Annotated in this window: 11 protein-coding genes; all 11 read right to left on the reverse strand. The window is 44.7% G+C overall.

Annotation, left to right across the window (positions count from 1 at the left end; genetic code table 11):
• Positions 1–21 precede the first annotated feature (21 nt).
• The 11 genes from GON05_RS09870 to GON05_RS09920 all read right to left on the reverse strand — a co-directional run bounded on the left by GON05_RS09870 (position 22) and on the right by GON05_RS09920 (position 13,694).
• On the reverse strand, positions 22–903 hold the full coding sequence (locus tag GON05_RS09870) for a carbohydrate ABC transporter permease (protein ID WP_157318991.1): 882 nt from the start codon (positions 901–903) through the stop codon (positions 22–24).
• 15 nt (positions 904–918) lie between these two features.
• On the reverse strand, positions 919–1,908 hold the full coding sequence (locus tag GON05_RS09875) for an ABC transporter permease (RefSeq protein ID WP_397369438.1): 990 nt from the start codon (positions 1,906–1,908) through the stop codon (positions 919–921).
• A 130-nt stretch (positions 1,909–2,038) separates the two neighbouring features.
• Positions 2,039–3,643 (reverse strand): response regulator transcription factor, encoded by a 1,605-nt coding sequence (locus GON05_RS09880; RefSeq protein WP_157318992.1) that lies wholly within the window; start codon positions 3,641–3,643, stop codon positions 2,039–2,041.
• A gap of 17 nt (positions 3,644–3,660) precedes the next feature.
• Positions 3,661–5,541, reverse strand: a complete 1,881-nt coding sequence (locus GON05_RS09885; protein WP_246239016.1) for a sensor histidine kinase — start codon at positions 5,539–5,541, stop codon at positions 3,661–3,663.
• A gap of 179 nt (positions 5,542–5,720) precedes the next feature.
• Positions 5,721–6,569, reverse strand: coding sequence for a sialate O-acetylesterase (locus tag GON05_RS09890; protein WP_157318994.1), 849 nt, complete (start codon positions 6,567–6,569; stop codon positions 5,721–5,723).
• A gap of 21 nt (positions 6,570–6,590) precedes the next feature.
• Positions 6,591–7,892, reverse strand: a complete 1,302-nt coding sequence (locus GON05_RS09895; protein ID WP_157318995.1) for an ABC transporter substrate-binding protein — start codon at positions 7,890–7,892, stop codon at positions 6,591–6,593.
• Complete coding sequence (locus GON05_RS09900; protein WP_181646248.1) at positions 7,885–8,670, reverse strand: response regulator transcription factor; 786 nt, start codon at positions 8,668–8,670, stop codon at positions 7,885–7,887. The genes GON05_RS09895 and GON05_RS09900 overlap by 8 nt, the downstream gene beginning before the upstream one ends.
• Positions 8,663–10,444: a cache domain-containing sensor histidine kinase gene (locus GON05_RS09905; protein ID WP_157318997.1), complete on the reverse strand. Its 1,782-nt coding sequence runs from the start codon at positions 10,442–10,444 to the stop codon at positions 8,663–8,665. The genes GON05_RS09900 and GON05_RS09905 overlap by 8 nt, the downstream gene beginning before the upstream one ends.
• Before the next feature lie 97 nt (positions 10,445–10,541).
• Entirely contained in the window at positions 10,542–11,363 is an 822-nt protein-coding gene (locus GON05_RS09910) for a carbohydrate ABC transporter permease (protein ID WP_157318998.1), read from the reverse strand.
• Between the two features lie 33 nt (positions 11,364–11,396).
• A complete protein-coding gene (locus GON05_RS09915; RefSeq protein WP_157318999.1) occupies positions 11,397–12,317 on the reverse strand; it encodes a carbohydrate ABC transporter permease in 921 nt (306 codons plus the stop codon).
• A 60-nt stretch (positions 12,318–12,377) separates the two neighbouring features.
• The gene (locus tag GON05_RS09920) at positions 12,378–13,694 is read right to left on the reverse strand and encodes an extracellular solute-binding protein (RefSeq protein ID WP_157319000.1); all 1,317 of its coding nucleotides are present in this window, start codon (positions 13,692–13,694) and stop codon (positions 12,378–12,380) included.
• Positions 13,695–13,791 lie beyond the last annotated feature (97 nt).

The raw sequence follows: 13,791 nt of genomic DNA on the forward strand, positions 1-13,791 counted from the left end.
GGATGATCTATGATTTCAAGCCTAGCCCTTTACGGACCCTAACATGACACCCTTAACAAAGTACTTTTGCAGGAAGGGATAGACGAGCAGCATGGGAAGGACCATGATGAGTACCCCCGCCGCTTTCAGCGATTCCGGCACAACATCCACAGTTACGCCTGAGGTGGCACCGCTGTTGACCAACTCCTGCAGCAAGTTCTGGCTTTGAATCATTTTCTGGATGAGCACGGTCATGTTAAACTTGCTCGTATCGTTAATATAAATCAAAACATTCATAAACATGTTCCAGTAGCTGACACTGTAGAATAACGTTATTGTCGCAATGACCGGCATGGACAGCGGCAAAACGATTCTCATCAGATAAGCCATCTCCGAACAACCATCAATTCTGGCTGCATCATCGACTTCACTCGGAATGTTCTCGAAGAACGTTCGCATGACGAGCAAATTGTAAGTGCTGATAAGAGCCGGCAACCAGAGCGCAAAGTAGGAGTTCATCAACCCGAGCGATTTCACGACTAGGTAAGTCGGAATTAGTCCTCCGGAGAACAGCATCGTAAATACCATGGCTAAGGTAAAGAAGCGCCGGCCGTAGAATATGCCTCTGGAGATGGGGTATGCGGTCATAATTGTTACGGTCATACTTAACGTTACACCAACAATCGTAATGATGATGCTGTTCTGCAATGCGGAAAGAATGCGCGTTCCTTGGATCATAGAAATGTAGGCTTCGATATTCCACCCTATTGGATAAAAGGTTACCTTACCAGAAGCAATCGCATGCGTATCACTGAGTGAGACGGCAATTGTGTTAATAAGCGGAAATAGACAGGTGATGCCTAGCAGCGCCAGGATGATATAATTAGCTGTATAAAACCACTTTTCTCCTACGGTCGATTTCATTTGTATATTCCCCCTTTACCAAAGCCCCTTGTCGTATTTGCGAGCTAATGCATTCGCCGTTAAGACAAGGATCAGACCGATGATGGATTCAAATAGTCCCATTGCCGCTGTCAAGCTGAATTGTGCACCTTGCAGACCGATACGGTACATGAAGGTGCTGATGACATCCGCTACATTCGACACCGTTGGATTCTGAAGAATATAGACATGGTCGAAGCCCACTTCCATCAATCGGCCCATAGCCAAAATAAACATTAGAACAATCGTCGTGCTAATTCCAGGAAGCGTCACATGACGGATTTGCTGAAACTTGTTTGCCCCTTCCAGACTAGCCGACTCGTATAAGCTAGGATCAATAGACGTTAATGCCGCCAAATAAATGATTGCACTGAAGCCCATTTCTTTCCAAATACCTGAACCGACATAGATCGTAATCCAGGATCCAGCGTTGAACAGGAATGGGAAAGGCTCCCCTAACAAGCTCTTTAAGACATGATTGATTGTGCCCGATTCGGTTGAAAACAAGGTTAGGACAAAGCCACCGATGATGACCCATGAGAAGAAATGGGGTAGATAGACAATCGTTTGAATAGCCCGTTTGTACCATGTCTTTCTAACCTCGTTTAACATAATTGCCAGAATAATAGGAAACGGAAACCCGACAAACACATTCAATACGCTGAGTATAATCGTATTACGAATGATGCCGACGGTCTGCGGCTGCTTAAAGATCGTTTCGAAATTCTTAAAACCGACCCATTCACTTCCAAAAACGCCGTCAAAAAAATTGTAGTCCTTAAAAGCAATAATCAAACCACCCATTGGCGCATATTTGAAAATTGCAAAAAAGAGAAGGCCCGGGATAAATAGGAGCATTAAGGGAATGTTCGCTTTCCATCTTCGCCGGCGAGATGCTTGCCTCATGCGACGCTGCAATTCCGCGCTGGATTCGGGAGCTGCTGTAACGGAGTTTGTGGACAGTGGTGCGGTTGACATAGATTGCAAAGCTCCTCTCAGGTTGTTGACTTATCTCTATTATATAAGGGCTGTCCTGAGCTAGCCTTCGATATTTACGGCGTTATCTTAGAAATTTACAGAAAAAAGAGGCATCGGCATTGTGCCGGCCTCTCCATTCTCATTTATTAAGCTGGTGCATCTTGCGGTATTCTGTGGGAGGTTTACTTACTACCTGTTTGAAAGCAGTCGCAAAATAGTTGGAGTCTGTGTACCCTACCGCTTCTGCAATCTCTGAAATCTTCATGTCTGTGTTTGTTAGCAGCATTTTAGCCTTATCAATTCGGAAACGCGTTAAGTACGATGTGAAACTTTCACCGGTTTGCTTTTTAAACAAGTTGCTAAAATAGTTTGGATTCAAATGCATCTGAGATGCTACACTAACTAAGTTGCATTCCTGTTCGTAATGTTGTTCAATGTACCGAATCGTCCTTTCGGCCAATCTGCTGTTACGTTCCTCTAGCCAACTAGCCAACGTTTGCTCCATCACCGCAATGCGTTCCATAACCCATTCGCCGACTTCTTCCCTTGATACCATTAAACGGAGCTTTTGAATTTCCGTTCCGATATCCCAGTCATCTTGCGTTGCAGCAATCTCTTTGCGCAACACCTCCCGGATCGCCAATGCCAAACAAAGCGCGTCCGCTCGGCACTGTGGCATTGAAGCGTGCAGATCTTCCCAGAATCTTTGACGTAAAAAAGCAGACAACTCTGCATGTCTGCCCAATAGCAGGAAAGAGGTAATTTCTGCTTGGACCGTGCGAACCTTGGTTTCATCGATGGTTCCCGGCGCAGTAGTAACGGCTGCGTCTGTACCAGAAACTGTGATCTCATCTGCTTCCCTTCCGAATGCAAGCGGGCTTCCCGTAAGAGTAAACATGGACGCAGGCGCTTCCAATTCGTGACGTCTGTACATCGAGCTGACGTCCTCCGCTGAACTGACAAGTCCTAGTGACAGAGTCGTGAGTGAAATTCCCAGTAAGCGCTGTACCGTTTCACATAATTCATGAAAGAAACGAACATGATCAGAAGCTGGCTCCATAAAAAAGGCAAATCGACCGTACTCAACCGTGATCCAACGTTCTAGAGAGCTACTGGCTTCCAGCAGTTCTTCTATAATATTTACCACCGCAAATTGCAGCAGCGGTCCATCCTCGGGCCGATACTCTTTACCTTCCGGCAGAAAGGTATCGACGCGAGCTAGCCAGAAGACATGTCCTTCAAGCAATTCCTCGGTCCGCAGAACTTCCCCTCCTGCAAGCGGAGGAAGTCGCAGCAGTGCGGCACGAACAGCATGATCTTCTCGCACCCGCAGCGCCCTGCGCTCCTTTTCCTGGTACTCTGATTTTTCCTGAAATTGTGTGTACGCTTGCCGAAGCACACGACAAATGTCATCTTCAGGGCACGGTTTAAGCAGAAATTCCTTGACGCCATAGCGAACCGCAGCCTGCGCGTATTCAAAATCCCGGTACCCTGTCAAGATGATGACCATCGTGTGCGAACAGTGCTCCCACATATAATTTGCCAGCTCCAAACCATCCATAATCGGCATTCGGATATCGCTAATAATTAAATCAGGCTTCACCTGCGCCAGTTTGTGGATGGCTTCCCTTCCATTACCGGCTTCGCCTGCAACGACCCACCCCAAATCATTTGACTCAATCAACTTGGTCAATCCTTTGCGGATTAATGGCTCATCGTCGACAATCATGATTGATCCTCTCATCCTACTCCCTCTTCCTCCTAAGACTTTCTGTTAGGCAAATCCAACTCATCATCTTTCGTTAGTGGAAGCAGTAACCGGAAAGTTGTGCCCGAACCTAGCTTGGATTCTATCTGTACACCGTAAGGCTCCCCGTACAGTAAATTCAGTCGGCGGATAACACTTCGAATGCCAATATGAATGCGCCTTCTTTTCTGCATCCCCTCTTCCGACCTCAACGTGCTGCCCAGGGATTCACTTATCGGTGATGTCGTATTCATGCTTGTGAAACCACGGTTATCTGCGGATTTCCAAATCGCATTCAGCTGATCTTCAGCGATCCCTTTGCCGTTATCTATAATTTCTATTACGATAGCTCCTAGCTTATCATCTTGTTCCCTATTCCTAACTGTACTTTGGAATGCCCGAATAATCAGCACCTGACCAGTCGCCATTTCCGTAAAAGCGTGCATGAACACATTCTCGACAAGCGGCTGTAAAATTAACCGTGGTACTGGCAGTTGTTCAATACCTTCCTCCAGTTGAGCAACCGTCTCCAGCTCATGTCCGAATCTGTGATTCTGGATCGTCAAATAGTTACGGATTTGCGTAAACTCGTCACGTAATGTCGTGGGCAGGTCAACCGGCTCCAAGGCATAGCGCAGCATATCCGATAGCGATACCACCAGCTTAGCTGTTTCGTAGTCATCTTGTAAGTACAACTTCCAATAAATTGTATCCAATGTGTTATGCAAAAAATGCGGGTTCAACTGTGCCTGAATCGCCGTAAGTTCCGCTTCACGCTCACTTAATTGACGCTCATATACTTCCTTTACCAACTTATCGAGGTTTTCCGCCATCGAGTTAAAACTATGTGCCATAAAGCCCAGCTCATCATCGCTGCGGGTCTCCAACCGAATCTGAAAATCCCCCTCGCGCATTCGCCGCATACCTTGAACCAACCGATGAAGCGGCCTAAACAGCCGATTGCCTGTCCAGAACACCAAGAGCCCCGTCAATGCGACACTGATAATCCCAATTACAACATTAACCTGAAGAATAATCCCGCTTTTCGATTGCAGGTCATCTAGTGAAACACGGCTGACCAGTGTGAAATCAACTTGTCCAGAACGACTCTTCGAATACAGATACGGCTTTCCGTCAACAAGATCCACACTTTTATTCGTAATGCTGCCCGGTTCAGGCGCACCGGAGAGCAGATTCATATCGCTGTAAACAAGGTTATCCATTTTATCATACAGGAACACATTGGCTTGCTCATCTTTCACAAGTTCATTCAAGTATTCGGAAATCAGCGATTGATCGAACAGCATGACCATCATGCCGTATTGGTCCTGATTAACCGTCTTCATCTGCCGTGCTGCTGCGAAAAGTTGCCTTACGCCAGACGACGTACTATCGCTTGGCAGTTGCAATGGGAACCAGATCAGATTACCAAAAGAGCCCTCCAGTTTTTCCTTAATGTCAAAATATATCTCCTTGCTCAGCCATGTCGAAGGCGCATTAGCTCGCCCGAAAATAAATCCATTATCCTGTACATCATAGAGATACATTGAGAACAACTTCGGCTCATCATATTTAACTTGATACAACAAATTGTTCAGCTCATCTTGGTCAGATAACTGCGTATATGTCTCTCTTTTCTCCGATTGTGCCGATCGTTTCAATACCTGCTCCACATAAGGATGGAACACAATAAAGTTTGAAATTTTATAGATGTTGCGGATTTGTAAATCCAGACGGGCAGCGGCTTGTTCGTTTGTCTTGGAAAATTGCGTGCTAATTTCTTCCGTAAACAAATGCAAATGAATTTTATAGGTAATGTAACCAGAAACAGCAAACGTAATCATCATAACGGCGCCTAGGCTGATAATCAATTTTCGCGAGAAGCTTTTTCGCATAACCAATTTCTATTCTCCCGCTCTCGTATAGAAGTCTGAAATGTCTGCCCTAAGTTTACTCTAATTCGATTAAGCGCGCCTCTGTTATTTGTGGGGATATCTTTAAAAATAACAGGATTTCTAAGCTCCTTGCCGAACAATACCAAAAAAAATAAAAAAAACCGCGTTTATAAGCGGCATTAACACATCATTTCTAACATTTTAAATGCATAACGTTTACCCAAAATCCGTTGACTCTCAGAATTAAAATGGGTATTGTCACCGATTGAGCTTGTTCCTTCACTGCTTACATAAGCTGAATTTGCAATTGTATCCGGAATTTTACCGATCATAGTCGTATTAAACAGCTCATATTTGCTGCCGGGAAGCAATTGTCCTGCAATAAATGGCATCTCGCTAGCACATATACCTAATTCAGACCTTAAGTCTGTAACAAACAGGCTCAACTGCTCGATATAACAGTCATTGTAACGATCCGCTTCTCCTTGATGCCATAAAATACCTTTCATTTGGCCGTGATTCATAGCTATTTTGGTTCTTCTGACGGCTTCCTCGAACAATCCCGTACCTGCATCCTTCTGCCATTTGACAATGTTGGTATCTCCTACTGCATTGGAAATTATGCCAATCTCTGCATGAGGCACACGTTCGGCCATTACCTTAGAGAAGGGTAGTGCAAGACTTAAACCGTTTTTTTTGCTCGCGACTTCGACCGTTGAAAAACGATTGAACCCTTGATGTCCTTGCTTGCCGTATTCCCCTGTTTGCGCAGGCTCCCATTGATCGTTGTTATTCAACAAGTAAACTCTCTCTATAATCCCCTGATCTTCTTCTTCAATTGGAGCTCTGCCTGCCATGTTCGACTGGCCGATACACAAGTACAAATACAAGTCTTTATTGAAGTTGCGACGGTGAAACGGCACCTCTGCAGTCCGTTGGGGAAATGAGTCCCCAATCATTTTCTCCAGTCGCCACTTTTCTTTCAAGTTTAATGAAGGCTTGCTGCTGGATACATCCGTGTTGGACAAATTTATCACCCTTTTTATCGATTAACGAATCTGTTTCAATAAATCCTCAATCTCCTCCTGGGACATCGTAGGCGCGCTAGCCATCGTTACTACAGCATTCAATAACAGCTGAGATCTGTGGGGATCGATTTCTTGGTCATAATAACCGAAAAAATCGACGGGATCTTTTTCAATAAAGGTAACAAAATCGTATACGAGTGGGTTCATATTATTTCTATCAAGAGGCATAACTTTTACTGTAGAGAGCAGCCCGCTCGCCTCAACAACCTTCTTCCTCTCTTCCATGCTAAACATCGAAGAAAGCACCTCAAAGGCCGCATCGCGATTGCTGTTTGCGGAAATGGCCCAGCCTGAGGAATAGCCTCCGTAATAGACTTGAGGATCTCCTTTGCCGTGAACCGTCGGAAAGCGGAAATAGCCGATGTCCGGATTACTGAGCATTTTTTCCGCAACCCAATCGCCTTGCAAATACATGGCCGCTTCACCTTTTAAAAGAATATCCTCGGCCTTCGGCCCGTCTAAGCCTAAAAAGCCAGGCACGAACATTTTTGCCGTAATCAGGCCGCGGAATAACTGAGCCCCTTCTAAAAAGGCGGGATCGGTAAAGTCACCTGTTTTCTTTATTGCATGCTGAAAAGGAGTCGAGCCTCCCATACGGTTGGACAAATAAGCAAACCAATTGAGAAGTGGCCATCTCTCCTTGCCGGAGACGGTAAACGGCGGAATTCCGTTATTCAATAACTGCTGCGCAGCCGACATTAATTCATCCCATGTTTGCGGAGGCGTAATGCCATATTGAGCGAATATTCGTTTGTTGTACCAGAACACGACATGACTGGTTGTGTGTGGCAGCCCATACAACCGGTCATAATAAGTAGCATATTGCAGCGCTTCCGGATAAAACTGTTTCATAAAAGCGGGCTTTTCCTGCATTTTCTCGGTTAAATCCGCTATAATCTGGGAATCTACCATATACTTAAACGACTCGCCTGTCCAATAATAAAACAAATCCGGCATTTTTCCAGAAATCATGGACAGTTTAAGCTTGGCTTTATAAGTTTCCACTTCATAAAAATAAGGCACGATCTGAATAGCCTTATGAGTTTGGTTAAAGGCTTGGATGCTTTGATTTAATAAAGCTTGTCGAAGGTCATTGGTCTCGACGTTCCAGAACGTAATTTTTACCGGGGCCGAAGAAACAGAAGTTGCTGCCGGTGGAGACTGGGAAACGTTAGGAGCATCCCTCCTGCCGTATATAGTAAATAATAAAGTGACTAACAGCACGGCTGCAATCAACATGTTTAGCTTATGCGTTCTATTCATGGCCGAACCCGCTCTTATTCATCATTTTTTTATGTTCATTGCGGAACTCCTTAGGAGTCAAAAGCTCCGCCTCACGGAAAACCTTCACGAAATATTTAGAAGAGCTGAACCCCGTACGTTCGGCTACTTCGTATATTTTCATATCGGTTCCAAGCAGTAATTCCTTACCTTTGAAGAGCCGCAGCCGGGTCAAGTAATCACTGAACGTATAGCCGGTTTCCTCTTTAAACAACACCGAAACATAACTGGAGTTCAAATGAATATGCTCGGCTACATCCTTGATCCCAAGAGACGGATTCCACAGCTCGGCGGAAATATAGACTAAAGACTTACGGATTGAATCGTTAAGCACCTGCGGTACAGTGAAAGAAGAAACATGGTTGACCTGTTTCCACAGCTTGTTCTCTTCAAAGGCTTCCTCGACGGCCGAAATTAAATTTTGGAATTCTACGGGCTTCAGAATATAGTTCACAGCGCCAAGAGTCAGCGCTTTTCTGGCATATTCAAACTCCGCATAGCCCGTAAGCAGAATGGATTTTGTCTGCAAGCCTTCCTTCTTCAGTCTTTCGAGAAGCTGTATCCCGTTTAAACCGGGCATCCGGATATCCGTGATCAGTAAATCGACTGGATTTGTTTTTCGGTAGTGGAAGGCTTCCATCCCGTTTTCCGCCACTTGCAAATTGATTTTCCCTTCCGACCAAGTTTGTAGCGCTTTCATAATGCCGTTTCGGGTAGGCGGCTCGTCTTCGGCTATAAGAATACAAGGAAGTTCAGACATCGCGTTCAACTCCGTAAGGAAGATATAGATCCACAACAGTCCCTTGCTCCGGGCTGCTTTGAATGTAAACTCCATAATGATTGCGGTAATAAAGCTTAATACGCTGCTGTACGTTTAAGAGGCCAATGCCTGATTTGGAAGATGTATCCGGCCGGCTGGATGATTCCAATCGGTTTTTGAGTGCTTCAAGAACATGCCGTTCCATTCCTACGCCATCATCTTTAACTTGTATACCTAGCAAGGTTTCCCCATCCTTTTCGACGGACCGTATCAAGACAAGCAGCGATGAATTTCCAATCTTCGGTTCAATCCCATGCTGTATCGCATTTTCTATTAACGGTTGAATCAACAGCTTGGGAACCTTTACTTCTTGGGTCAGCGGTTCGATATGAAACTGCCAGTTTAGACGATGGCCTAGGCGGTATTTCATAATTTCCATATAACGCTGGCAGTGCTCTATTTCGTCTGTTAAGCTCACCCAATCATCTTTGTCTGCAGCATGTATCGTATACCGGAACAGCTTGGATAAGGCAATAACCGTCTGGGCGCCTTCTTCCTCTTGTTTATCTATCAGTGTCCAATATAACGATTCGAGCGTGTTGAACAAAAAATGCGGGTGAATTTGCGCCTGCAGCATTTTGATTTCCGCTTGGTTTTTGAGGCGTTCCTTTTCGTAAACCGTTTGCACCAGCTGATGCAATTCCCGAACAAGATTGTTATAAGAAATATTCAACTCATTCATTTCAAAATTAAAATAGACCTCTTCATTCAAATGCGGCAGCCCGAGGAACGGAATACGCATTTTATTTCTGAGCCTGCGGATCGGCTTTGTAATAAAGCTGGAAAGTATCCACAAAAGCAGAAGACAGAAAACAACGCCGACAATTAACGACCAGAGTAAAGCCTGCTTGAGTACAAGCAGCCCTTCTGTAATCGCTCTTACAGGAACAAGCATGAGAATGGACCAGTGAGTTTCCGTTGACTGCCGAATAATCTTAAGATAATCCGTCCCGTGTATATTAATGATGGAATGAGTTCCCTGCGGAGCCGAGCTAAGCAAGAAGGACGGATCTACCGATGTCAGCAGCGAGGGAGAGCTGGATGCGACAAGCTGTTGATGCTGGTCGTACAAATGCATCGTGCTTCCCTTGATTGAAGAGAACTCCGTGTTAAAAAAGTCAAGAAGTGAATCGCTGATTCGGAACACAATGTATCCTCCTCCAGCCAGATAGTCATCCTCCAACCGGATTTGCCGCACAGCGAGAAGGTGACCATTCTCCTTCTGCTTTGTGTCCGCCCATACAAGCTGCCCTTCTTTCAAATTGGCGAAAATAGCAGCCTCCTGGCCGATGCGTTCCAATAAATTTTGGTTTTCCAACGGATAGAACGGCTCATCGCCCGCGTACAGCTCAATGCCTTGAATGAGGTCGGAAAAGGTCATCAAATTGATCAAAATAGGCCGGACGGACAGCTTTTGGTCAACCGTTACGGTTTCTCCTTGTTTAACTTTGTACAATAACTGTTGGATCCGGGCATCCGTCATCAGCAGCAAGCTAAGCGTGTCAACCTGTGCAAGCACCGCATCCAAGCGGGCACTGGCCTGCTTGGTTGTTTCCCCTACGTAGGATTCAGCATTGCGGACCAACAACTCGGATATTGAACGGTAAACCAATCCGCCTGCAATGGACAGGACAACCATCATAACCAGCAGGAAACCAAGTAAGATTTGCACTCTTGTCCGGTTCAATTGCAAGGCGCCTATAATCCTGTTCATGCTAAACACATCCTTTATTCCTAGCAAAAAGAACCATAACCCATAGTATACATCATAGGAATGGTTTGCAAACTACTTATATTTATCTGTCGGAAACTTATCCTTTTACTGCGCCGGCTGATAAACCTCTAACCACTTTTTCCTGCGAAAGAAAATAAGCGATTAGCAGTGGTAAGGTTCCAAGTGTCAATGTAGCCATGATTCCAGGAATGTTAACGGAAAACTCACCGTAAAACGCACGTAAACCGAGCGGCAGTGTCATTTTTTCAGGGGTTGTGATAAGCACCAAACCAAAAACAAATTCATTCCATATATGAATAAAATTATAGATCCCTATCGTCGCAAGCGCCGGAGCAAGCAATGGCAGTATGATTTTCCAAAACAATGCCGGCTGCGAGGTTCCGTCCATGATAGCCGCTTCATCCAGTTCGCGCGGAATTTCCTGGATGAATTGTGTCAAAATAATGATGGAAACCGGGAGGCTAAATGAAATATACGGCCCCAATAGCGCCCACAACGAATCATATAATCCGATTTCCTTTGTAAGAAGATAAACCGGGATCAATGTGGTATGCACCGGAATCATCATGCCTGCAAGAAATACATAGTAGATAGGCCGGTTCAACTTGAATCTTATGCGGGACAAGGGAAAGCTGACCATAGCCGATAATAAAATAACGGCAAACACGCTAACGACCGAGATCAATATACTATTGATAAAATATTGATCGATTCCGAGCTTAAACACGAGCGCATAGTTTTCAAACACAAAGTTGCTCCAGAGAGAAGTTGGATTTTGAAAAAACAGCTCTTGTGTTTTCACAGAAGTTGCAATCATATATATAAATGGATAGCCTGTAAAAAGCAGCAGAATGGCCGCGATCAAATAAAGCCCTGTATACTTTATTATGGAAGGCATAGTGATCACCCTTTCTTTATCTATGTCATATTCCTATTGGTTTGCCTTCGCGCGTGATCTATCCGCTGCCAAAATGATCAATGCAACCACAAATGCGATAACAAACATAGTAAATGAGATGGAGCTCGCGTATCCCATATTGAATTGGGAAAAGGCCTGCTTATACATATATGTGGCCATTAGCTCTGTACTGCTGGAGGGACCGCCCTCCGTCATGACGAAGATTAAATCAAAATATTTTAACGAGCCGATTACTGATAAAACCGAGGAAGTAATAATCGTTGGTTTAATTAACGGCAGTGTAATATGCCAAAACTTTTTAAAGCCGCTGCAGCCGTCAATGCCAGCCGACTCGTAGATGTCCGTCGGGATTCCGGAAATGGCCGCTCGGAACAAAATCATATAAAACGGAGTGTACTGCCAACAAATGGTAATGATAACTGCGATAAAAGCGGTTTTCGTATCTCCAAGCCAACCGTTCTGCCACGAGCCAAGCCCTATAGCCTCCAACGTTTTATTAATAACGCCGAACATCGGATCGTAGATCAGCGACCACAAAATCCCTACTGCTACGGTTGACATCAGCAAAGGCAGGAAATACACGGTTCGGAACAACCGCATGCCCTTTAGCGGAGCAAACAAAATAAGCGCCATAACGAGTCCGAGCGGAATTTGTGTAACAACGGAAGCGATAACCAGCAGTAAATTATTAGAAACCGTCATCCAAAAAACGTTATCCGACAATAGAGTTAAGTAATTTTGTAACGCAATGAACGTTTTTTCAGTCTGAATTCCGCTCCACTTAAACATGCTGTAATAAAAAGTAGCAAAGATGGGATAAATCACATAAATCAAGTAAACGAGCAACGCCGGACCGATAAACCATAATAAAAATAGGCTGTTTTGTATCTTATTTTGCCGGCGTATATTTCGTGGCGAGGCATTGCTGTTCATGGGAAGCTCCTCTCCTTGGTGTAATAGTAGAAGGGGAGGCATCCCTCCCCTTGAATGACTTTATTTCTTTAATACTTCTTTTGCTTTAGCTTCCATTTGTTTAGCTGCCTCGGCCGGCGTCATGGTCTGGCCAAAAATATTTTGCGTTGTATCTTTATGCAGCTCAGCTAATTCCGAAGGCAACGTTTGGTCATAGAACGTTTGCAAGGAAGTCGCGCTGCTCAACATGTCGTTTAATTGTTTGGCAAAGGCATCCGTGTAAGTAATACCTTTCTGTGCCGAGATTGTACCAGCTTGGTCAGCTAATTTTTGTCCCAGCTCCTTGGATGTTAAAGCTTTAATCAGCTCAACGGATTCGTTAGGATATTTCGTTTTGGAAGATACGGAAAGTACAGGTGATACTCCTCCGACTACGTCTGTAATTTTCCCTTTGCCGCCGTTGATGGTCGGGAATGGGAACATGCCTAATTTTTTCTCAAAGTCAGGCGCTTCGGTACGGACGTTGTTAATATACGAAGAGGTTTGTACTTCCATTGCAGCTTTGCCCGTATACATCAACTGACGTGAATTTCCCGCATCGTATTGAATACCATTAAACCCTGGATTGAAGCCGCCGGCTTTGACCAGCTGCTGGATCATATCTCCAGCTTTTACATAGGATTCATCATCAAATGTGCGTCCTTTTCTTTCAAAGGCTTCGTTGAAAATTTCCGAACCCCCAAGACGGTTTGCATAATACATGAATAACAAAGCAGCAGGCCATTTCGTTTTATTAGCAAGCGCAAAAGGAATGATATTCTCCTTTTTAAGCTTTTCTACAATCGTCATCAGCTCGTCGTAAGTTTGAGGCGGCTGCAAATTGTATTTAGCGAAAATTTCCTTATTGTAATAAACAGGAACTAAGGACAAAGCCACCGGTGCGCCGTATACTTTATTATCAAAGGTAGCGGAGCTGATCCCGGCAGGGATAAAGGTATCGGTGCTGATTTTACCGGTTAAATCCAACACTTGGTTAGCGCTTACAAATTGTTTCAGCCAACCGCCGCCCCAAGAATGGAAAATATCAGGAGGATTTCCGCCGCCCATAGCAACGGTTAACTTCGTTTTGTAAGGGTCATTAGGAATTTGAACCGCTTCCACTTCCACGTCGGGATGATCCTTCATAAACTGTTGAATCGTTGCCTCAATCAGTTCCTTCCGTTTCCCCGTTTCTATATACCATAACGACAGTTTCTTTTTCTCTCCGGCCGCAGCAGGAGCAGGAGCAGGTTGGGTTGGTTTGGAGTCAGGTGCTGCCGGTGCCGCAGTTTTAGTGCCACTACAAGCTGAAATAACAAACAGCGCGCATACGCAAAGCATAGCAATCCATTTCTTCATTGGGGAACCCCTCTCGATATGTTTATATTAAATGTTTACGCTTTCATAATATCACCGGTCCCTGCGCATAAAAAAGGTACTTTGATAGGCAAAAATG

The sequence above is a fragment of the Paenibacillus anseongensis genome (genome assembly GCF_009757995.1).
Lineage (GTDB): Bacteria > Bacillota > Bacilli > Paenibacillales > NBRC-103111 > Paenibacillus_E > Paenibacillus_E chondroitinus.

Coding starts and splice junctions, on each gene's coding strand:
- GON05_RS09885 (WP_246239016.1), bottom strand. CDS start 5,541: ATGCGAAAAAGCTTCTCGCGAAAATTGATTATCAGCCTAGGCGCCGTT.
- GON05_RS09870 (WP_157318991.1), bottom strand. CDS start 903: ATGAAATCGACCGTAGGAGAAAAGTGGTTTTATACAGCTAATTATATC.
- GON05_RS09915 (WP_157318999.1), bottom strand. CDS start 12,317: ATGAACAGCAATGCCTCGCCACGAAATATACGCCGGCAAAATAAGATA.
- GON05_RS09920 (WP_157319000.1), bottom strand. CDS start 13,694: ATGAAGAAATGGATTGCTATGCTTTGCGTATGCGCGCTGTTTGTTATT.
- GON05_RS09905 (WP_157318997.1), bottom strand. CDS start 10,444: ATGAACAGGATTATAGGCGCCTTGCAATTGAACCGGACAAGAGTGCAA.
- GON05_RS09910 (WP_157318998.1), bottom strand. CDS start 11,363: ATGCCTTCCATAATAAAGTATACAGGGCTTTATTTGATCGCGGCCATT.
- GON05_RS09900 (WP_181646248.1), bottom strand. CDS start 8,670: ATGTCTGAACTTCCTTGTATTCTTATAGCCGAAGACGAGCCGCCTACC.
- GON05_RS09880 (WP_157318992.1), bottom strand. CDS start 3,643: ATGAGAGGATCAATCATGATTGTCGACGATGAGCCATTAATCCGCAAA.
- GON05_RS09895 (WP_157318995.1), bottom strand. CDS start 7,892: ATGAATAGAACGCATAAGCTAAACATGTTGATTGCAGCCGTGCTGTTA.